The 21,414-nt window shown below is 61.2% G+C and carries 19 protein-coding genes; 6 read left to right on the forward strand and 13 right to left on the reverse strand.

All coding sequences use genetic code 11. From position 1 onward, the window contains the following. Window positions 1–182: 182 nt before the first annotated feature. Entirely contained in the window at window positions 183–1,490 is a 1,308-nt protein-coding gene (locus tag NPS56_RS29745; protein WP_274077961.1) for a site-specific integrase, read from the reverse strand. A gap of 411 nt (window positions 1,491–1,901) precedes the next feature. After that, window positions 1,902–2,216, reverse strand: a complete 315-nt coding sequence (locus tag NPS56_RS29750) for a helix-turn-helix domain-containing protein (RefSeq protein WP_046819450.1) — start codon at window positions 2,214–2,216, stop codon at window positions 1,902–1,904. A 273-nt stretch (window positions 2,217–2,489) separates the two neighbouring features. Between NPS56_RS29750 and NPS56_RS29755 the strand changes: the two genes are divergently transcribed. Next, window positions 2,490–4,220 carry a putative bifunctional diguanylate cyclase/phosphodiesterase gene (locus NPS56_RS29755; protein WP_274077962.1) on the forward strand — a complete coding sequence of 577 codons (1,731 nt, stop codon included), beginning with the start codon at window positions 2,490–2,492 and terminating at the stop codon, window positions 4,218–4,220. Here NPS56_RS29755 and NPS56_RS29760 read toward each other — a convergent pair. Beyond that, entirely contained in the window at window positions 4,187–4,939 is a 753-nt protein-coding gene (locus NPS56_RS29760) for a substrate-binding periplasmic protein (protein WP_274077963.1), read from the reverse strand. The two genes, NPS56_RS29755 and NPS56_RS29760, sit on opposite strands and share 34 nt — an antisense overlap. A gap of 123 nt (window positions 4,940–5,062) precedes the next feature. On the opposite strand from NPS56_RS29760, the gene dnaX reads away from it, so the two are divergent. The 5 genes from dnaX (at window position 5,063) to NPS56_RS29785 (ending at window position 10,845) form a co-directional block, all read left to right on the forward strand. Beyond that, the gene (gene dnaX, locus NPS56_RS29765) at window positions 5,063–7,120 is read left to right on the forward strand and encodes a DNA polymerase III subunit gamma/tau (RefSeq protein ID WP_274077964.1); all 2,058 of its coding nucleotides are present in this window, start codon (window positions 5,063–5,065) and stop codon (window positions 7,118–7,120) included. A gap of 67 nt (window positions 7,121–7,187) precedes the next feature. Next, complete coding sequence (locus NPS56_RS29770; protein ID WP_007933349.1) at window positions 7,188–7,526, forward strand: YbaB/EbfC family nucleoid-associated protein; 339 nt, start codon at window positions 7,188–7,190, stop codon at window positions 7,524–7,526. Between the two features lie 273 nt (window positions 7,527–7,799). Then, entirely contained in the window at window positions 7,800–8,837 is a 1,038-nt protein-coding gene (locus tag NPS56_RS29775) for an NADP-dependent oxidoreductase (protein WP_274077965.1), read from the forward strand. A gap of 62 nt (window positions 8,838–8,899) precedes the next feature. Then, window positions 8,900–9,502 carry a recombination mediator RecR gene (gene recR, locus NPS56_RS29780; RefSeq protein WP_274077966.1) on the forward strand — a complete coding sequence of 201 codons (603 nt, stop codon included), beginning with the start codon at window positions 8,900–8,902 and terminating at the stop codon, window positions 9,500–9,502. A 194-nt stretch (window positions 9,503–9,696) separates the two neighbouring features. Further along, complete coding sequence (locus NPS56_RS29785) at window positions 9,697–10,845, forward strand: acyl-CoA dehydrogenase family protein (protein ID WP_274077967.1); 1,149 nt, start codon at window positions 9,697–9,699, stop codon at window positions 10,843–10,845. Between the two features lie 136 nt (window positions 10,846–10,981). Here the strand turns inward: NPS56_RS29785 and NPS56_RS29790 are convergent, their stop codons facing one another. From NPS56_RS29790 to NPS56_RS29835, 10 genes are all read right to left on the reverse strand, one after another. Beyond that, complete coding sequence (locus tag NPS56_RS29790; RefSeq protein WP_046819458.1) at window positions 10,982–11,530, reverse strand: adenine phosphoribosyltransferase; 549 nt, start codon at window positions 11,528–11,530, stop codon at window positions 10,982–10,984. 77 nt (window positions 11,531–11,607) lie between these two features. Continuing rightward, window positions 11,608–12,342: a fumarate/nitrate reduction transcriptional regulator Fnr gene (gene fnr, locus NPS56_RS29795; RefSeq protein WP_274077968.1), complete on the reverse strand. Its 735-nt coding sequence runs from the start codon at window positions 12,340–12,342 to the stop codon at window positions 11,608–11,610. 93 nt (window positions 12,343–12,435) lie between these two features. Continuing rightward, entirely contained in the window at window positions 12,436–13,818 is a 1,383-nt protein-coding gene (gene hemN, locus NPS56_RS29800) for an oxygen-independent coproporphyrinogen III oxidase (RefSeq protein ID WP_274077982.1), read from the reverse strand. A 176-nt stretch (window positions 13,819–13,994) separates the two neighbouring features. Continuing rightward, complete coding sequence (locus NPS56_RS29805; RefSeq protein WP_274077969.1) at window positions 13,995–14,678, reverse strand: sulfite exporter TauE/SafE family protein; 684 nt, start codon at window positions 14,676–14,678, stop codon at window positions 13,995–13,997. Beyond that, complete coding sequence (ccoS, locus tag NPS56_RS29810; protein WP_008057874.1) at window positions 14,671–14,889, reverse strand: cbb3-type cytochrome oxidase assembly protein CcoS; 219 nt, start codon at window positions 14,887–14,889, stop codon at window positions 14,671–14,673. The genes NPS56_RS29805 and ccoS overlap by 8 nt, the downstream gene beginning before the upstream one ends. Before the next feature lie 22 nt (window positions 14,890–14,911). Continuing rightward, complete coding sequence (locus tag NPS56_RS29815; protein WP_274077970.1) at window positions 14,912–17,362, reverse strand: heavy metal translocating P-type ATPase; 2,451 nt, start codon at window positions 17,360–17,362, stop codon at window positions 14,912–14,914. Between the two features lie 137 nt (window positions 17,363–17,499). Then, entirely contained in the window at window positions 17,500–18,039 is a 540-nt protein-coding gene (locus NPS56_RS29820; RefSeq protein WP_274077971.1) for a FixH family protein, read from the reverse strand. Between the two features lie 11 nt (window positions 18,040–18,050). Next, a complete protein-coding gene (ccoG, locus tag NPS56_RS29825) occupies window positions 18,051–19,466 on the reverse strand; it encodes a cytochrome c oxidase accessory protein CcoG (RefSeq protein WP_274077972.1) in 1,416 nt (471 codons plus the stop codon). A gap of 779 nt (window positions 19,467–20,245) precedes the next feature. Next, window positions 20,246–21,229, reverse strand: a complete 984-nt coding sequence (ccoP, locus tag NPS56_RS29830; RefSeq protein ID WP_274077973.1) for a cytochrome-c oxidase, cbb3-type subunit III — start codon at window positions 21,227–21,229, stop codon at window positions 20,246–20,248. Next, entirely contained in the window at window positions 21,226–21,411 is a 186-nt protein-coding gene (locus NPS56_RS29835) for a CcoQ/FixQ family Cbb3-type cytochrome c oxidase assembly chaperone (RefSeq protein ID WP_032831505.1), read from the reverse strand. Before NPS56_RS29835 ends, ccoP begins: the two co-directional genes overlap by 4 nt. Between the last annotated feature and the right edge of the window lie 3 nt (window positions 21,412–21,414).

Consider the following 21,414-nt stretch of genomic DNA (forward strand, 5'->3'; position numbering starts at 1 on the left):
GAATACTTGTTCGAGCACCTACCTAAATACCTGAACGCCTGAGTGGGTGACCAAGTGAATGGGTAAATGGGTAAGTACCCAGATGCATAGATAAGTAATCGATCACTCACGTAAGCACGCAAATGCGTAAATGTATATACAGGCATCCGCCGTCCATGCTGCGGCTGTTGGATGTATTGAGGTCAGGCTGGGTCATGGATGTAGATGTGATGAAGGGCGTCCGCCATTGCCTTCAGTGGGCTGCGGCTACCATAAATACTGAACGTCACCGCTCCGTCCTCGTGGCCTGCAATCCGTTTGATCAGCGAGTCTTGTACTCCTGCGTCCCGCATATCGTCGATGAGCGTGTGCCGAAAACTGTGAAACGTCTTTCTCGGATCGGTGATGCCTTGCTTGGTCTTATACCGACCGAACCACTTTGACGGTGCGTGGCCAAGCTTCCCTCGTACGGCTTCCAGTTCAGGGAACAGGCGATCTGCTCCGGTGATCCGGACTACTTCGACATGCTGCATCAGACCCAAGTTGAGCAGAGCGGGGTGCAAGGGGAGAATGCGTCGGCTGCTGGCGTTCTTCAGGTTCTGACTTTCGCGGCTGTCATCGATGCGGATGCACTGGATGCCCTGTTGTTCTATGAAGTCATCCACACGCAGTTGGCAGAGCTCTTCCAGCCGTGCTCCAGTAGCTCGACCCAAGAGCGGCAGCCAGTAACGCCATGGATGCTTTCGGGCTTCTGCTCTCAGTGCTTCCAGGTTGAGCAGGGTGGTCAGATCCTCACGATCAAATGACAACCGGGCCTCTTTGGCAGACCCGGTCATGACTTTGAGTCCCAGCAGCGGATTGTCAGTGATGTACCCGTTCGACTTGCACCAGTTCAGGAAGGCCGAGAGTTTGCGTAGACGGTTGTTCACGGTAACGGCAGTGATGGTTTTGTAAGAAGCGCCAGACTCAACAACCTGCCTCAGGGTCTTACCCTCGTACTCGGGGCGTAGTCCGAAGTACTGCGGACAGCGACTTAGACGATCTTTCAACAGTCGGGCTTGCTGTACGTCGAATGCATCAACGGACATGTCGCCCATCAGTTCGAACAAATCTCGCAATGAACGTTCGACTTCGTGCGTGCTGACCTCTCGCCACGTACCCCCACGTTTTCCTTCCTCTATATAGAGCTTGGATAAGGTGGCGAGGGTAGGGCCGTCGCTGTGCCGCTTCACGGAAGCCACTGGTGCCTTTCTTAGAGCAGTCTGAATTGGCTGCGTTGGAGCAGCGTCTCGCCACTCCGAACACAATGCACGGAGCGTCTGAAGGTCTGCTAGGGGGTGTTCAAACAGGTGGTTGTGAACTCGCTGAGCCAGTGATGCAGCGAGGAACTGGGCACTCTGCCGATGTCGGATGTTCAGGCTCAAACGTAAAGTGTGACACCTCGGGAAGAGGTGCTTGGGCAGCTTGAGATTGAGGTAGTAGAGCGCCCCGCGTTTGATTAGGTAGGCCATGGGTGTGACACCAAATTGTGACAGCAAAGTGTGACAGTGCTGGCTACACCCCGTTTTCTGACTGCCCGTGCAGCGAGTTCGCACGGTAGATATCCAGTAACCTCAAAAGCCTGAAACCCTTGCCCCATAAGGCCCGCAACGATCAGCGAGCATGCTGGCATGCCACCCGGTCAGGCCTGGAAGGGAGCAGCCGCAGCGGTGACATTGTGTGCCGGGGTGTGGCTGGTGGGGTTACCACCTTAACGAACCGCGAGACCCTCTCTCGCGTTATCTGCCTCGAACCATTTTTCCTGTACTGCCATGGCATCTGCCCATAGCGGTTTTTTGTCGTCCGTGATTTTCCTGCGACATGGAAAAAGGAGGGCGACCTGTCGAGCGCGACACGTCGGTCTCCTTTGTTCTTTTCTGGCTCTAAGGCTTGGACAAGGCCTGGTCAACCGCTGCAATCAGCTTTCCCAGATCCTTTGGGGGGGCTTTATGTATGACATCGAACAGATACGCCCGCTGTTCGTCTTCATCGCCAAGGTCGGCGAAAAAGGCTTTCAGCTTCACCCCCAGCACATTGGCAAACATGAACAGTGCATCCACGCTGGGGGTATAGGTGCCGGTTTCGAAGCGGCTGATGGTTTTGGGGTCAAAACCGGTTTTTTCGCCTAGTTCAGCCTGAGTAAGCCCCGCGACCTTGCGGTACCGCCGGATGGCTGGACCCAAACTTGAAATGTGCATCGCTCAATTCCCATTTAGAATCAAGAACTTAACGATAGATTTTCGCATTAGACAACTGCATGATCCATCACCTTGCTTTTCAAAATGTGATGTATTTCGTAGAATTGCCGCGCTAATGCGACATTGAATGAGCTTGTTTCAGATTATGGAACGATGTGAAAAAGCCATCAGTGCGCGTTCACGCAAGGCGGCGAGAAGCTCTTGCACAATATTACCAGCATCGGTGTTGCTGCCTTGAACGGGTTCCACCGCCAGCGACAGCGAGCCTGACTCATGGATGAGAAGTACCGCAGGGCGGTGGATGCCGCCGCGATTTTTTCCGAGACCGACCTGAGCGGCCGGATCACCCACGTCAATGACCAGTTTTGCGCAGTGTCCGGCTATAGCCGTGAAGAATTGCTTGGTCAAAACCATCGCATGCTCAATTCCGGTATGCACGCCACTGAATTTTTCGTCGAGATGTGGCGCACCATCGCCCTGGGTCAGATCTGGAAGGGCGAGATCTGCAATCGCGCCAAGGATGGCAGCCTGTATTGGGTCGACAGCACCATGGTGCCGGTGATCGATAGCGCCACCGGGCGGGTCGAGAGGTATCTGTCGATTCGGTTCGACATCAGTGAAAAACGGCAACTCCTGCATTCCCTGCAATGGCGGGTCGGCCATGACGTGCTCACCGGGCTGCCCAATCGTGCATTTCTCTCGGATCTGCTCGATCAGGCGCTGGAGTTCTCCCGGCAGGAGAACATTGCGCTGGCGGTGTGCATGCTTGATCTCGATGGCTTCAAGGCGGTCAACGATGGCTACGGACATGCCAGTGGCGATCTGTTGCTGGTGGAGGTGGCCAAGCGCCTGCGCAATATTGTGCGTGGCGAGGATGTAGTCGCGCGGCTGGCAGGTGACGAGTTCGTCCTGGTGTTGCGGTACGTTCACGATCTGCCGCAACTGCGGGCGGCGCTGAACCGGGTGCTGGGAGCCATATCGGTACCGTATTCGCTGCATGGCAAGGACATCCATGTGTTTGCCAGCATTGGCGTCACGCTCTTTCCTGACGATAACGAGGATGCCGGGACCCTGTTGCGGCATGCCGACCAGGCCATGTATGTGGCCAAGCAGAGCGGTCGGAAGCGCTTTCATATATTCGACGTTACCCGCGACCGTGAGGTCAAGGCCACTCACGAGACGGTCGAGCGGGTACGCCAGGCGCTGGTGGACGGCGAACTGCGCCTGCATTTCCAGCCCAAGGTCAACATGCGCCGTGGCCGGGTCGTCGGCTTCGAGGCATTGCTGCGCTGGGAGCATCCGCAAAACGGCCTGGTGCGCGCATGGGAATTTCTACCCCAGGTGGAAGAGACAGACCTGATCATCGATATCGGTGAATGGGTCATCGATCAGGTGTTGGCCCAGTTGGATCGATGGCGACAGGATGGGCATGACTGGCCGGTGAGCATCAATATTGCGGCGCGGCATTTTCAGCGGGCGGATTTCGTCGAGCGGCTCCAAAACCTGTTGTCGCGGCACGATCGGGTCGCGCCGCAGCGCCTTGACCTGGAGATCGTCGAGTCGGTCGCAGTCGAGAACATCCAGCATGTCAGTGCGTGCCTGCAGGCCTGCCAGGCGCTGGGGGTGCGGTTTTCCCTGGGGGATTTCGGCACCGGCTACTCATCCCTGAGTTACCTCAAGCGCCTGCGCACCCAGACCATCAAGATCGACAAGTCCTTTGTGCGCGACATTGTTCACGACGGTGATGACCTGGCCTTGACCACGGCCGTGATCGGCCTGGCCCGGGCATTTGGTCGCCAGGTGGTCGCCGAGGGGGTGGAAAGTATCGAGCACGGTGAGCTGCTGTTGCATCTTGGCTGCGAAGTGGCCCAGGGGGATTTCATTGCGCAGCCGATGCCGGCCGTCGATGTGCCGGGCTGGGTCGCCGGTTTTGTCGCGCCAGCGCAATGGCGGGTGGCGCAGGCAACCGGTCACGGCCTGGCTTCAGCCTTGCCGCCAATGTAGAGCCGAATGATGTCATCGATCTCCCCAGACATCTTCATCCGCAGCAGGGTGCGCAGAATGCGCTGGACCGGCACCTTGGGATCATTGCGCACATAGCAGCCGACGTTTTGTTCCTGCAGCAGCGCCACCCTTTGCAGTTGCTGCTGGGGGAGCAATCGCTGGTTGAACCAGTCCAGGGTCCATTGGTTGCTGACCGCATAACGGTTGCGCCCGGCATGCAGCTTCTCCAGCACTTGTTCCTGGTTGCGTGCATCGTCGCGCTGCAGTCGGTTGGCGTCGAACAGCGGTTGCAGGGCCGGGTAGCTGTAACCGAGTACCGTGCCGATCGATTGATGGGCCAGGTGAGTCGGATTCACTGACGTCGGAGCGCCGGACTGGCTGATCAGCAAGTCGGGTTGCGTCCAGAGCGGAATGCTCCAGATATAGTCGCCGGACTGGTTCGGCGTCCAGGACTGCGCGGCGTAGCAGCGAATGTCCACCTCGCCATGCTCCATGGCGCTCTGCACCCGACCGCGGGGCAATACGTGAAACTGCGCCGGTACGCCGACCTGGGTGGCGAGGCTGAGCATCACGTCATACAGGATGCCTTGGGTCGGCCGCCCACGTTCCAGCTGCACCATCGGCATGGCCCAACTGTCAGGTATCACGAAGCGTAACGGAGCGTCAGCGGCCGCCCCGTCCAGGCTGATCAACAGCAGTGCCCCCAAGCCCAGCCGCATAAACGCTCCGATAAATCCTTCCAAAGAGCAGCTTAGCCAGATTAGACGAGCGCACCGGATGCAATTTGTGCCTTGCTCCGCTAGCATTAGCCGCTTCTGCTTCCTTCGCTGCGACGGTTTTCGATGAGTTATCAGGTTCTTGCACGTAAATGGCGTCCGCGCTCGTTCCGCGAAATGGTCGGCCAGACCCATGTGCTCAAGGCTCTGATCAATGCCTTGGACAGCCAGCGGCTGCACCACGCGTACCTGTTCACCGGTACGCGCGGGGTCGGTAAGACCACCATTGCGCGGATCATCGCCAAATGCCTGAACTGTGAAACAGGTATCACTTCAACGCCTTGTGGCGAGTGTTCGGTGTGCCGCGAGATCGATGAAGGGCGCTTCGTCGACCTGATCGAGATCGACGCCGCCAGCCGTACCAAGGTCGAGGACACCCGCGAGCTGCTCGACAACGTGCAGTACGCCCCTAGCCGCGGGCGCTTCAAGGTCTACCTGATCGACGAAGTGCACATGCTTTCCAGCCATTCCTTCAATGCGCTGTTGAAAACCCTCGAAGAGCCGCCGCCCTACGTCAAGTTCATCCTGGCCACCACCGACCCGCAGAAACTTCCTGCAACGATTCTTTCCCGTTGCCTGCAGTTCTCCCTGAAGAACATGACCCCGGAGCGGGTCGTCGAGCATTTGAGCCATGTGCTGAGCGTCGAGAACGTACCGTTCGAAGACGACGCGCTGTGGTTGCTCGGCCGCGCCGCCGACGGTTCGATGCGCGATGCCATGAGCCTCACCGACCAGGCGATCGCCTTCGGTGAAGGCAAGGTCATGGCCGCTGACGTGCGGGCGATGCTTGGTACCCTCGATCATGGTCAGGTCTATGACGTCCTGCATGCGTTGATCGAAGGCGACGCCAAGGCCTTGCTCGAAGCGGTCCGCCACCTGGCTGAACAGGGCCCGGACTGGAACGGCGTGCTCTCGGAAATCCTCAATGTGCTGCACCGTGTCGCCATTGCCCAGGCCTTGCCTGAAGGCGTCGACAACGGTCACGGCGACCGCGACCGGGTGCTGGCCCTGGCCCAGGCCTTGCCGGCCGAAGACGTGCAGTTCTATTACCAGATGGGCTTGATCGGCCGCCGCGACCTGCCGCTGGCGCCAGACCCCCGTGGCGGCTTTGAAATGGTGCTGTTGCGCATGCTGGCGTTCCGCCCCGCCGATACTGCGGACGCGCCGAGGCAACCGCTAAAGACAGTGGGGATCAGCCAGGCCACGGTTGATTCCGCCAAATCAGTGGCTGCCACGCCGGTCGTTGCGCCTGTAACCGCTGTACCCGTTGCAGCCGTGGCTGCGGCACCTGCGCCGGTTGCTCCCGTTGTAGCGCCTGAGCCGGTGCCTGAGCCGGTGGTCGAGGCGGTCGTGGTCGAAGAAGTGGTCGACCTGCCGTGGAATGATCCAGTCGAGCCTGCAGTCGTGCAGCAGCCGGCCGTCGAGCCGGTGCTGGAAACCGCCAGCGAGCAGCCCGAGTTGCCGCCGATGCCACTGCCGACGCCGGACAGCGTGGTGCCAGACGCGCCGGAGTGGGCCGCCGCGCCCATTCCGGAACCGTCGGTGGCCGAAGTCGATGCCGCCACGCCGGGCATGGACCTGGATGACGAGCCGCCGCTGGACGAAGATTACATCGAGCCAGACATGGACTCGGCCTACAGCTACCTCGACGAGTTGGCCAGCGAGCACGCCGCCGAGCCGGCCGCAGAACCCGAGCCGGAGCCCGCCGCGGCGCCTGCCACCGGCCTGGCCTTGCAATGGCTGGAGCTGTTCCCGAACCTGCCGATCTCCGGCATGACCGGCAGCATCGCCGCCAACTGCACGCTGATCGCCGTCGATGGCGACAATTGGTTGCTGCACCTGGACCCGGCCCACAGCGCCTTGTTCAACGCCACGCAACAGCGGCGCCTCAACGAAGCGTTGAACCAGTATCACGGGCGCACCCTGACCCTGACCATGGAGCTGATCAAGCCCGAGCAGGAAACCCCGGCCCAGGCGGCGTCCCGTCGGCGTGCCGACCGTCAGCGCGAGGCCGAGGAGTCAATCCATGGTGATCCGTTCATCCAGCAAATGATGCAGCAGTTCGGTGCGGTCATCCGTAACGATACTATTGAACCTGTCGAGGCCCTGGTCAGTCAGGGCTAATAACTGAAGGCGCTCGCCCGAGCGGGCCGGGCGCCGTTTTAATCCAAGTACTTTTGAGGTGATTCCCATGATGAAAGGTGGCATGGCCGGCCTGATGAAGCAGGCACAGCAGATGCAGGAAAAAATGGCCAAGATGCAGGAAGAGCTGGCCAACGCCGAAGTCACCGGTAAAGCCGGTGGCGACATGGTCACCGTGGTGATGACCGGTCGTCACGACGTCAAGCGCGTGACCATCGACCCAAGCCTGGTCGAAGGCCTGAGCGAAGATGACAAGGAAATGCTGGAAGCGGTGTTCGCTGCGGCCGTCAACGACGCCGTGCGCAAGATCGAAGCCAACAGCCAGGACAAAATGGGCAGCATGACCGCTGGCATGCAACTGCCACCGGGCATGAAACTGCCATTCTGATTCGCCTTCAGGCGGCAGATGAGCTACAAAAAATGCCAGGCATCGCGCCTGGCATTTTTGTTTCTGGCAGGTAGAGGTGCTGTGACTGCCAGGCCCTCTTCGCGAGCAAGCCCGCTCCCACATTAGATCTGCGGCGTGCACAAAATCAATGTGGGAGCGGGCTTGCTCGCGAAGGGGGCAACGCGGTCTCACTGAATAAACATCGAACGCCATACCGCCACAAAGGTCTGCTCCCTATATCACCGAACTTCATCGATCAAAGGAGACGCTGCCATGTCCGACCCCATGACCCTCAACCAACGAATCGTCCTGGCTTCACGCCCGGTCGGCGCGCCAACACCGGAAAACTTCCGCATGGAGCGTGTCGCACTCCCCGATCTGGAAGAGGGTCAGGTGCTGCTCAAGACCCTTTATCTGTCGCTGGATCCCTACATGCGTGGGCGCATGAGTGATGCGCCGTCCTACGCCGCGCCGGTGGAAATCGGCGACGTGATGACCGGCGGTGCGGTCAGCCGGGTCGAGCGTTCGCGCCATCCCAAGTTCCATGAAGGGGATCTGGTGGTGGGCGCCACGGGGTGGCAGAGCCACAGCATCAACGACGGTCGCAGTATCATTCCGGTACCCTCGGGGCTGCCCAGCCCGTCCATGGCCCTGGGTGTACTCGGCATGCCGGGCATGACCGCCTACATGGGCTTGATGGACATCGGCCAGCCAAAGGAAGGCGAGACCCTGGTGGTCGCGGCGGCATCCGGCGCAGTCGGTTCGGTGGTTGGGCAAGTGGCGAAGATCAAGGGCCTGCGCGTGGTCGGCGTGGCCGGTGGGGCGGAAAAATGCCGCTATGTGGTCGAGGAGCTGGGCTTCGATGCCTGCGTCGACCACAAGAGCCCGGGCTTCGTCGACGAGCTGGCGCAGGCGTGCCCCAAGGGCATCGATATCTATTACGAGAACGTCGGTGGCAAGGTGTTCGACGCTGTGGTGCCGTTGCTCAACCCCAAGGCGCGGATTCCGCTCTGTGGCCTGATTGCGTCCTACAACGCCAGCGAAGCACCGAGCGGCCCGGATCGCCTGCCACTGTTGCAGCGCACGTTGCTGACCAAGCGCGTACGGATCCAGGGCTTCATCGTGTTCGACGATTACGGTGATCGCCAGCCGGAATTCATCAGCGCGATGGCGTCGTGGGTGCGCGATGGCAAGGTGAAGTTCCGCGAAGACGTGGTCGATGGCCTGGAGAATGCGCCTGATGCGTTCATCGGCCTGCTCGAAGGCCGCAACTTCGGCAAGCTGGTGGTACGGGTGGCGCCAGCGCAATAATTGACGCTCAACGGAGGCGCGGGTATAAACCGCGTCTCGTTGTTTTCGTCGGACTTTTCCCCATGAGCTTCAGCCCTTTGATTCGCCAACTGATCGACGCCCTGCGAGTTTTGCCAGGTGTGGGTCAGAAAACCGCCCAGCGCATGGCGTTGCAGTTGCTCGAGCGTGATCGCAGTGGTGGCTCGCGCCTGGCACTGGCCCTGAGCCAGGCCATGGACGGGGTCGGTCACTGTCGTCTGTGCCGCACCCTGACCGAAGACGACCTCTGCCCGCAATGCGCCGATACCCGGCGCGACGACACCTTGCTCTGCGTGGTGGAAGGGCCGATGGACGTCTACGCCGTGGAGCAGACCGGTTTCCGTGGCCGCTACTTCGTGCTCAAGGGCCACCTGTCGCCGCTTGACGGGCTTGGCCCGGAGGCGATCGGCATTCCGCAGTTGATGGCGCGGATCGAGGAGGCAGGCACGTTCACTGAAGTCATCCTCGCCACCAACCCGACGGTGGAAGGTGAAGCCACCGCGCACTACATCGCCCAGTTGCTCAGCAGCAAAGGGCTGATCGCGTCGCGCATCGCCCATGGCGTGCCGTTGGGAGGCGAGCTGGAGTTGGTGGATGGCGGGACGCTGGCGCATTCGTTTGCGGGGCGTAAGCCGATTTCCCTCTAAGTTGTGTGGTGTTTTTACTGACGCCTTCGCGAGCAAGCCCGCTCCCACATGGTATTAGCGGTGCATACAGAACCCCTGTAGGAGCCGGCTTGCTGGCGATGCAGGCGCCTCAGTCTCGCGGATTCACACAATCCTGTTGAAAACCAAGCAAGCGCTCGGTTAACTTCGCTGAACCCCTTCAGTGGAGTTCGCCGATGCCTGCCTTCGAGGAATACTTCGACCCCAGCCACCAAATGGTCCGCGACAGCGTAAGACGTTTCGTCGAGCGCGAGATCCTGCCGGACATCGACCGGTGGGAAGAAGCCGAAAGCTTTCCCCGAGAGCTTTACCTGAAAGCCGGCGCCGCGGGCATTCTCGGCATCGGTTATCCACAGAGCCTGGGTGGCACCCACGAGGGCGATGTGTTTGCCAAGATCGCCGCCAGCGAAGAACTGATGCGCTGTGGCTCCGGAGGCCTGGTGGCGGGGCTGGGGTCGCTGGACATCGGCTTGCCGCCGATTCTCAAGTGGGCCAGGCCGCAAGTCCGTGACCGGGTTGTGCCCCAGGTGTTGTCCGGCGAGAAAATCAGCGCCCTGGCCGTCACCGAACCCGGCGGCGGTTCCGACGTCGCCAACCTGCAAACCCGCGCCGTGCGTGAGGGCGAGTTCTACCGGGTCAGCGGCAGTAAAACCTTCATCACCAGCGGTGTGCGCGCGGATTTCTACACCGTCGCGGTGCGCACCGGCGAGCCGGGTTTTTCCGGCATCAGCCTGTTGTTGATCGAGAAGGGCACACCGGGTTTCACCGTCGGACGGCCATTGAAGAAAATGGGCTGGTGGGCGTCGGACACAGCCGAGCTGTTCTTCGATGATTGCCAGGTGCCCGTAGGCAATCTGATCGGCAGTGAGAACATGGGTTTTGCCTGCATCATGGGCAATTTCCAGAACGAACGCCTGGCGCTGGCCTTGATGGCCAACATGACTGCGCAGCTGGCCCTTGAGGAGAGCCTCAAGTGGGCGCGCGAGCGTGAAGCCTTTGGCAAGCCGATCGGCAAGTTCCAGGTGATCAAGCATCGTCTGGCGGAGATGGCCACGGCACTCGAAGTCTCAAGGGAATTCACCTACCGCCAGGCGGCGAAAATGTCCGCAGGCAAGAGCGTGATCAAGGAAATCTCCATGGCCAAGAATTTTGCCACGGACACTGCAGACCGGATCACCCACGATGCCGTGCAGATCCTCGGTGGCCTGGGTTACATGCGCGAGAGCCTGGTGGAGCGGTTGTACCGGGATAACCGGATTCTTTCGATTGGCGGGGGGACGCGGGAAGTGATGAACGAGATCATCAGCAAGCAGATGGGACTCTGAGGCTTGCTGTGTAGCGACTCACGTCATCGCCGGCAGGCCAGCTCCCACAAGGATCTACGCCGTACGCAAATCCTGCGCATGACACAGAACCCTGTGGGAGCTGGCCTGCCGGCGATAGCGTCAGTACAGTCGCCGCTTACTTATCGGTAAGAGCAAACTGCGTCAGGCAGAAAGTAGGAATCCCCATGTCTTCCAGGCGCTGCGACCCGCCCAGCTCCGGCAAATCAATGATCGCCGCCGCTTCATGAACCCGCGCACCCATGCGCCGAACCAGGTTCGCCGCTGCAATCAGGGTGCCGCCGGTGGCGATCAGGTCGTCGAACATCACCACCGAATCGCCTTCGCACAGGCTGTCGGCGTGCACTTCAAGAAACGCTTCGCCGTACTCCGTCGCATAGCCTTCGGCCAGGACGTCGGCTGGCAACTTGCCTTGCTTGCGAAACAGCACCAGCGGCTTGTTCAGCTGATAGGCCAGCACCGAACCGATCAGGAAACCCCGGGCGTCCATGGCGCCGATATGAGTGAAATCCGCCTCGACATAGCGGTGGGCGAAACTGTCCATCACCAGGCGCAGGGCCGTGGGCGACTGGAAGAGCGGGGTGATGTCGCGAAAGATCACGCCGGGCTTGGGAAAGTCGATCACGGGGCGGATGAGGGATTTGATGTCGAAGGAGTCGAAGACCATCGAAGATGTCCTGGCAGGCTGCAAACGACACAGTATAACGGCGGCTGAACCGTTTCGCTCAGCCGCGATCGGCCGAATCAGCCTTCGAGGGAGCCACCGGCCAGGGCGCACAGCTGGATCGGGTCAAGGATGCGGATTTCCTTGCCTTCGGCGGCGATCAGTTCGTTCTGCTGGAAGCGCGTAAACACCCGCGACACGGTCTCCACCGCCAGGCCCAGGTAGTTGCCGATTTCATTGCGCGACATGCTCAGGCGGAACTGATTGGCCGAGAAACCCCGGGCGCGGAAGCGCGCCGACAGGTTGACCAGGAAGGTGGCGATGCGCTCGTCGGCGGTCTTTTTCGACAACAACAGCATCATCTGCTGATCGTCGCGAATCTCGCGGCTCATCACGCGCATCAGCTGACGACGCAACTGCGGCAGTTGCAGGGCCAGTTCGTCGAGACGTTCGAAGGGGATTTCACACACCGAGGTGGTTTCCAGCGCCTGTGCCGACACCGGATGCTTTTCGGTGTCCATGCCCGATAACCCGACCAGTTCGCTCGGCAAGTGGAAGCCGGTGAGCTGTTCTTCGCCGCCATCGCTCAGGTTGAAGGTCTTCAGGGCGCCGGAGCGCACGGCGTAGACCGAGTCGAACCGGTCGCCCTGGCGGAACAGAAACTCGCCCTTTTTCAGCGGGCGTCCCCGTTTGACGATTTCGTCCAGCGCATCCATATCTTCCAGATTCAGAGAAAGTGGCAAACACAGCGGGGCCAGACTGCAATCCTTGCAATGTGCCTGGGTGTGAGCGCGCAATTTTACTGGCTCGGACATTTCTTCAATCCTTGTGGGAAAACACACATAAGCTGTAAGGGTAACCCACTGTAGGACATTGAGGCCAGCACGCGGCGGATTTGTCGCAGGGATCTAGATCACCCGGGAAAACCTTTGGTGACTGTGTTGCGCAAGGTAGGCATCGAACACCATGCACACCGAGCGCACCATCAAGCGACCTGCCGGCAACACCGTGATGCGTTCGCTATCGAGCTCGATCAGGCCATCCATGGTCATACACTGCAATCGCGGCCAAAGCTCGGCGAAATAGCCTTGAAAATCGATGTTGAAGGCCTGTTCGATGTGGGCGAATTCCAGGCTGAAATTGCAGATCAGCTGCTGAATTACGGCGCGGCGCAGTCGGTCATCGGCGTTGCACAACAGGCCACGGCTGGTGGCCAGTTGTGACGAGGCCAGGGCGTTCTGGTATTGGTTCAGGTCGCTGCTGTTCTGGCAGTACAGGTCGCCGATCTGACTGATCGCCGACACGCCCAGGCCAATCAAATCGCAATGGCCGTGGGTGGTGTAGCCCTGGAAGTTGCGTTGCAGGGTCCCTTCCTCCTGGGCAATCGCCAGTTCATCGTCGGGCAGCGCGAAGTGGTCCATGCCGATGTAGCGGTAGCCGGCGGCGGTCAGTTGCTCGATGGTGCCCTGAAGCATTTGCAGTTTTTGCGCGGGTGTCGGCAACTCGTTGCTGTTGATGCGCCGTTGCGGCATGAAGCGTTCCGGCAGGTGTGCGTAGTTGAACACCGAGAGTCGGTCCGGTTGCAGGCTGATGACTTCGTCGACGGTGCGGGCGAAGTTTTCCGGGGTCTGTTTGGGCAGTCCGTAGATCAGGTCGATGTTGATCGAGCGAAACTGCAGGGTGCGGGCGGCGTCGATCACCGCGCGGGTTTCCTCCAGGCTCTGCAGGCGGTTGACCGCGCGTTGCACGGCCGGGTCAAGGTCTTGCAGGCCAATGCTGACCCGATTGAAACCCAGTTCGCGCAACAGGCCCATGGTCGACCAGTCGGCTTCGCGGGGGTCGATTTCGATGCCGTAGTCGCCGGAATCATCGTCCAGCAGATTGAAGTGTTTGCGCAGGTGGGCCATCAACTGGCGCAACTCGTCGTGGCTGAGGAAGGTCGGTGTGCCACCGCCAAAGTGCAACTGCTCGACTTTTTGTGTCGGGTCGAGGTGGCAGGCGATCAACTGGATCTCCTGTTCCAGGCGCTGCAGATAGGGCAGCGCGCGGCCGCGATCCTTGGTGATGACCTTATTGCAGGCGCAGTAGTAGCAGATGTTCGCGCAGAACGGCACGTGCACGTACAGCGACAACGGGCGCGCGGCCTTGCGGCTGTCGCGCAGGGCATGCAGCAGGTCGAACGGGCTGATCTGGCTGTGGAATTGCACGGCGGTCGGGTAGGAGGTGTAGCGCGGTCCCGCCAGGTCGTAACGGCGGATCAGATCGGTGTCCCAACGAATGGCGTCGAGCATCATGCGGGCATTCCCCCGGATAGGCTGGCAGTGTTAGCCACTTTATGCGAGGGCGGGGTGGGGCATCTTGATTTGCATCAAGGAGGATCAAGATCAAAAGATCGCAGCCTTCGGCAGCTCCTACAGGTGTAATGCCATCCCATGTAGGAGCTGCCGCAGGCTGCGATCTTATGCTTTTAATGCCCCATGAGCCAATGCTGATGCGGCCCCGGCAAGGTCCAGATCCCGAACAACATCACCAACAACCCGCCCGCCATGCGCACGCTGCGTTTACGCAACAACGCCGTGACTCGCTCTGCCGCCAACCCGGTGGCAAGCAACACCGGCCAGGTCCCCAGCCCGAACGCCAACATCAACAGCGCACTTTCCAGCGCATTGCCCTGGCTGGCCGACCACAGCAAGGTGCTGTAGACCAGGCCACACGGCAGCCAGCCCCAGAGCGTGCCCAACAGCAGCGCGCGGGGCAGGCTCGACACCGGCAGCAGTCGGTTGGCCACCGGCTGGATATGCCGCCACAGGCCGCGACCGAGGCTTTCGATGCGCGTCAGCCCGCTCCACCAGCCGGCCAGGTACAGGCCCATGGCGATCAGCAGCAGGCCGGCGAGCACACGCATGAACATCGCCGCGGGACTGTTGGCCACCGCCCAGCCGGCCAGGCCGATCAACAGGCCGGCGGCGGCGTAGCTGAGGATGCGCCCCAGGTTGTAGGCCAGCAGCAGGCGAAAGCGGCGGCTGCGTTGCTCCTTGGGGATAGCCAGCGTCAATGCGCCCATCAAGCCGCCGCACATGCCCAGGCAATGCCCGCCACCGAGCAGGCCGAGGATGAGCGCCGATACCAGCAGCGGCGCCAATTCAAGCATGGGGCGGCGCCTTGTCGTCGGGTTTGGGCGGGTGGCCGCTGGCCTCGTCGACCGCCGCGGTGTGGTTCGGGTCCTGGTCGTCGAACAGGATGCTGTGGGCCGGGCCGTCGAGGTCGTCGTACTGACCGCTGTCGACCGCCCAGAAGAAGATGTAGACGGCGATGGCCACGATCAACAGCGCGGCGGGAATCATCACGTAGAGAGCTGGCATCTGGACTCCATGCCCGCGCGGCTCAGGCCGGCAGCGGGCGGGTTGCTGGCGTGGTGCGGGCAGTCGGCGCGCTCGGCAGGCGAGTCAGGCGCAGGGCGTTGAGCACCACGGTCAACGAACTGATCGACATGCCGACCGCGGCCCACACAGGCGTGATCCAGCCGAGGGCGGCGAACGGCAACATGAGGCCATTGTACAGCCCCGCCCACAGCAAGTTCTCGATGATCACCCGACGGGTGCGCCGTGCCAGGCTGAAGGCTTGCACCAGGGCATCGAGGCGGTTGGACAGGAGCACGGCGTCGGCGCTGGTTTTCGCCAGGTCCGTAGCCGAGCCCATGGCCACGCTGATATCGGCGGCGGCCAAGACGGGAACATCGTTGACCCCGTCACCGAGCATCAGCACCTTGCGGCCTTCCTTGTGCAGTTGTTGCAGGACCTGCAGTTTATCGTGCGGGCGCAGGCCCCCACGGGCCTCGTCGATACCCAGCTCGGCCGCGACACTGGCGACCATCGGCGAGCTGTCGCCGGACAGCAACAGGGTGCGCCAGCCGCGTGCCTTGCAGGCGGCGAGCAGGGCAGGGGCATCGGCGCGCAGACGGTCGTCGAGCACCAGCCACGCCAGCGGCCCTTGGCTATCGCCGAGCAGCAACCATTGGCCGGCTTCGTCCGGAATCGTTGGCACAGCCGCGCCACTGAGTGCGCAGACAAAACCGGGCTGGCCGATGCGCAAGCGTTGCGCGCCGACCTGCCCTTCGAGGCCAAGCCCCGGCATGCTGTGAACGTCCTCGGCGGCCAGCGGCGCGCGACCAAAAGCGCGGGCAATCGGGTGTTCGGAACGGTTCTCCAGAGCCGCGGCGAGACTCAGGCACTGGTCGCTGTCGAGGGTGCCGAGGGGGCGGATCGAGCGCAGCGCCAGGCGACCTTCGGTGAGGGTGCCGGTCTTGTCGAAAATCACCGTGTCGATCTGGTTCAATCCTTCCAGCACATGGCCGCGGGTCAACAACAAACCCAGCTTGTGCAAGGTGCCGGTGGCAGCGGTGAGGGCGGTCGGCGTGGCCAGGGACAGGGCGCAGGGGCAGGTCGCGACCAGCATCGCCAGCACGATCCAGAAGGCCCGCGAAGAGTCCAGCTCCCACCACAGCAGGCCAATGGCGGCGGCGGCGATCAACGACAGCAGCAGGAACCATTGCGCGGCGCGATCGGCAATTTCCGCCAGGCGCGGTTTTTCCGCCTGGGCGCGGTCGAGCAGGCGCACGATGGCCGAGAGGCGGGTGTCCTGACCCAGGGCCAGGACTTCGACGGTCAACGGGCCTTCCACATTCAGTGTACCGGCGGTGACGGCGTCACCCGGGGTGCGTGGCTGCGGTAGGTATTCGCCAGTCAGCAGCGACTCGTCGATGCTTGACTTGCCGTCGAGGATCTTGCCGTCGGCCGGCAGGATCGCCCCCGGATGCACCAGCACCTGATCGCCGACCCGCAGTTCGCTGAGCAGGATGCGCTCGCTCTGGCCGTCGCCACCCAGGCGCAGGCATGAAGCGGGCAATAGATTGACCAGTTGCGCGGTCGCGGCGGCGGTGCGTTCCCGGGCGCGCCGTTCCAGGTAGCGCCCGGCCAGCAGAAACAGCGCAAACATGCCGACGGCATCGAAATACAGCTCGCCGACCCCGGTGATCGAGGTCCAGATCCCGGCGATGTAGGCGCTGCCAATGGCCAGCGACACCGAAACGTCCATGGTCAGGTGCCGGGTGCGCAGGTCGCGCATGGCGCCCTTGAAGAATGGCGCACAGCTGTAGAACACGATCGGCGTGGTCAGGAACAGCGCGACCCAGCGCAGGATGGTGTGCAGCTCGGGGCTGAGGTCGATGTTGAATTCCGGCCAGGTGGCCATGGTCGCCATCATCGCCTGGAACCACAGCAACCCGGCCACGCCGAGCTGGCGCAGGGCCAGGCGGTTTTCGCTGGCCAGTTGTTCGCTGGCGCGGTCGGCCTGGTAGGGGTGAGCGGCGTAGCCGATGTGGCGCAGCTCGGCGAGCACCCGGCTCAGCGGCAATTGCGCGTCGGCCCAGCGCACGTGCAGGCGATGGTTGGACAGGTTCAGGCGTGCTTCGGCAACGGCCGGCAAGGTGCGCAGGTGTTTCTCGATCAGCCAGCCGCAGGCGGCGCAACTGATGCCTTCGATCAGCAGGGTGGTTTCGGCCAGTTCGCCTTCGTGGCGAACGAAGGGCTGTTGCACATCGGCGCGGTCGTACAGCGCCAGTTCATCGACCAATTGCACCGGCAGTGCTTCGGGGTTGGCCGAGGCTTCGCTGCGATGCTGGTAATAGCTCTCCAACCCGCCGGCGACAATGGCCTCGGCCACGGCCTGGCAGCCCGGGCAGCAGAATTCGCGGGACTCCCCGAGCACGGCGGCGGTGAAGCGGCTGCCCGCCGGGACGGGCAGGGCGCAGTGGTAGCAGGGGGTTGGGGTGGTCATTCAAAATTGTCCGGGGAGGGCGCTATCCCTGTAGGAGCTGACGAGTGAAGCGAGGCTGCGATCTTTTGATCTTAACAAGCAAGATCAAAAGATCGCAGCCTGCGGCAGCTCCTACATTGAAGCGCGAAGCGCAGCTTCTATTTCTTCAGGTCTTCCGCGCCTTGCAGCGGCTCGTCACCCAGCAGCAGCTCTTTGTCGTGGTTGACCAGTTCTTCCTCGAACATGCGCCAGATGTGGTCATCCTGGCTGCCGAGCAATTCGATGAAGCGGCGGCCTTCGATCTTGTCGCTCAACTGGCCGATATAGCGGCCCTGTTCGGTATCGCTGCGGGTGAGTGTGATCTTGCGATCCTTTTCCGGTTGCGTCGGCGAGATCAGGTTAAGTTCAAGCGTCGCCGGTTGGCTGTTGCCGCTCAGGCGCAGGTCGACTTCACCGGTCACGTCATCCAGGTGAATGCTGGCGCGCATCAGCAGGGTCTGCGCCAGCAGTTCACGGTCGAGCGAACGGTTGATGCCTTTGCCAGCCTCGTAGTAATTGTCGTTGACCAGGTTGTCCGGGTTCTTCACCGCGATGGTCACCATGGACAAGGTCAGGGTCACCGAGCAGGCCAGGATCCCGATGATGATCCACGGCCAAAGGTGCTTGTACCAGGGACTTGCGGCAGTTGCTGCGGGCATGATCACTTCTCTCAACGATTTTGTGGGCCGATGAATCGGCTCTTGGCTTCAACGTGGATGCTGGCGTCATCGGCGTCCTTGAGGATGAATTTCACCTCGTTGGTGCTCGACGGCAATTGTTCCGGGGCCACCGACAGTTCGACCGGCTGGCTGATGATGTCGCCGGCCGCCACCTTGATCTCACGCCGGCCTTGCAGCTTGAGGTCCGGCAGGCCGGTGGCCTCGAGCACATAGCTGTGGTCGCGCTGGTCCTTGTTCATGATCTTCAGGCTGTAGACGTTCTCGATCCGGCCTTCGGCATTCTCACGGTACAGCACGCGATCCTTGCTGACGTCGAAACCGACCAGTGAACGCATGAAGAATGCAGTCACCAGCACGCCGATCATCGCCATCAGCACCACGGCATAGCCAATCAGGCGCGGGCGCAGCTTATGGGTTTTCTGCCCGGACAGGTTGTGCTCGGTGGTGTAGCTGATCAGGCCGCGCGGGTACTCCATCTTGTCCATGATCGCGTCGCAGGCATCGATGCACGCCGCGCAGCCAATGCACTCGATCTGCAGGCCGTCGCGGATGTCGATCCCGGTCGGACAGACCTGGACACACATGGTGCAATCGATGCAATCGCCCAGGCCCTGGGCCTTGTAGTCGATGCCTTTCTTGCGCGGGCCACGGCTTTCGCCACGGCGCGGGTCGTAGGAGACGATCAGCGTGTCCTTGTCGAACATCACGCTCTGGAAGCGTGCGTACGGGCACATGTAGATGCACACCTGCTCGCGCAGCCAGCCGGCGTTGCCGTAGGTGGCGAGGGTGAAGAAACCGACCCAGAAATACGACCAGCCATCCGCCTCGCCGGTGAAGAACTGAATCACCAGTTCGCGAATCGGCGAGAAGTAGCCAACGAAAGTCATGCCGGTCACGAAACCGATCAGCAGCCACATGGCGTGCTTGCTGAATTTGCGCAGGAACTTGTTGGCGCTCATCGGCGCCTTGTCGAGTTTGATGCGCTGGTTGCGGTCGCCTTCGGTGACCTTTTCACACCACATGAAAATCCAGGTCCACACGCTCTGCGGGCAGGTGTAGCCGCACCAGACCCGGCCGGCGTACACCGTGATGAAGAACAGGCCGAAGGCGGCGATGATCAGCATGCCGGACAGCAGGATGAAATCCTGGGGCCAGAAGGTGGCACCGAAGATGAAGAACTTGCGCTCAGGCAGGTTCCACCAGACGGCCTGGTGCCCGCCCCAGTTGAGCCACACCGTACCGAAATACAACAGGAACAGCGCGGCACCGCCTGCCATTCGCAGGTTGCGGAAAATGCCGGTAAAGGCACGGGTGTAGATTTTTTCCCTGGAGGCGTAGAGGTCGACGCTGTTGTTCGCGTTCTTGGCGGGTGGAGTGACGTCGTGTACCGGAATCTGGTTGCTCATCATTGCATCCCACGGCAGTGGAAAAATGCCTCGGTCAGTACGTGCCGACCGCGGTCAAAAAGAGGTGTCGCAGTGGCCCAATGATACGCCTGTCGCTCTAGCTCAAGGGTGCGACCTTTGGTCGCGTTGGGGAAAAATCAACAATGGTGTAGCGAATGTAACAAAACATGATGCAGGTCACTTGACTATAGACAATTCGCTTTTGCCCTTTATCCACCCTGGACGATTTCAGGGCTTATGGTCCGGGTAATAGTTTGAGAACAATGCTGGATGGCATCGTCAATATGAAATGCGTACTTTGGATCGGCGACAGTAACCAGGTCGCAGCTTGAACATTCAATAATTTACTTAAGGAAAAGTAACCATGACCCATCATGAAGATGAACCCACCGCTGCGCAAATCCCGGCTGCCGAGCCACAAGTCACCCCGGAGCCGAAACCTGTGACCGGTTGCACGGCTCCAGCTCCTCAGACGACGTCCAGTACCACGACTCACACGATTGAGTCTTCTATCGATAAAGCCCGCCCCAGGGGGATTGCTGCTGACAACAAGCGCGGAACGGGTGGCCTGGACTCCTTGGGCGGCGGTCGCCTTCCATAAGCTGTCGGGCGTGCATGAGTCTCTCCCAGGTTCATGCAGGCATTGAATACGCTTGGGTCGACGTTGCCCATTGGCCAGAATGAGTCGCGGGCATCTATAGACTAGCGTAAGCCACAATAGAAACGGCCCCGCCAATTCACATTGGCGGGGCCGTTTTTTGTTGTATCAAGCGTTTGCCTTACTGGGCGTCCGTCGCCGGAGCCTTCTCGCCATGCGACAGGCTGTAGACGTAAGCGGCCAGCAGGTGAACCTTGTCGTTGCCCTGCATCTGCTCTTGCGCAGGCATCTGGCCCTGACGGCCGTAACGGATGGTCTGCTGCAGTTGTGCGAAGCTCGAACCGTAGATGAACGCGGCCGGGTGGGTCAGGTCGGGTGCGCCCATCGCCGGGGTGCCTTTACCTTCCGGACCGTGGCACGCCACGCAGTTGGCCGCGAACAGTTTCTGCCCGGCAACCGGGTCGGCCTTGGTGTTTTCCGGCAGCTTGCGGCCATCGAGGTTGGTCAGGACGAAAGCGGCAACGTCCGCAACGCCTTGCTCGCCGATCACTTCAGCCCACGCCGGCATCACCGCGTGACGGCCGCCCATGATGGTGGTCTTGATGGTTTCCGCTTCGCCGCCCCAGCGCCAGTCGGCGTCGGTCAGGTTAGGGAAGCCATAGGCACCCTTGGCGTCGGAACCGTGGCAGACCGAGCAGTTGGAGGCGAACAGGCGGCCGCCCATTTTCAGGGCCTGTGGATCCTTGGCCACCTCTTCGATCGGCATGGAAGCGAACTTGGCGAAGATCGGACCGAACTTGGCGTCCGAGCGGGCCATTTCCTTTTCCCACTCGTGAACGCCGGTCCAGCCGGTCTGGCCGTTGGCAAACGCGGTCTGCTTCTCGTTATCCAGGTAGTTGTAACCCGGCAGCAGGCCTTTCCAGTTGCCCAGGCCCGGGTACAGCACCAGGTAGCCCAGGGCGAAGATGATGGTGCCCACGAACAGCATGAACCACCATTTCGGCAGGGGGTTGTCGTACTCCTCGATCCCGTCGAAGGAGTGGCCAACCGTCTCTTCGGTCGCCTCGGTGCGCTGGCCCTTGCGGGTCGACAGCAGCAGCCAGGTCAGGGAAAAGATCGTACCGAGACTGAGGACTGTGACATACAGACTCCAGAATGTAGTCATTCTTTGTTACTCCTAGAAGCTTGCTCGACGTGCTTGATGGCTTCGGGATCATCCGCAAAAGGCAGCAAGGTCGCGTCTTCGAACTCCGACTTGCGCTTGGGACTGAATACCCACAACGCCAGACCGACGAAGGCCACCATCACGACGACGGTGCCCAGGCCACGAATCATCCCGATATCCATTTA

It is taken from the genome of Pseudomonas putida (genome assembly GCF_028682635.1).
Lineage (GTDB): Bacteria > Pseudomonadota > Gammaproteobacteria > Pseudomonadales > Pseudomonadaceae > Aquipseudomonas > Aquipseudomonas putida_AE.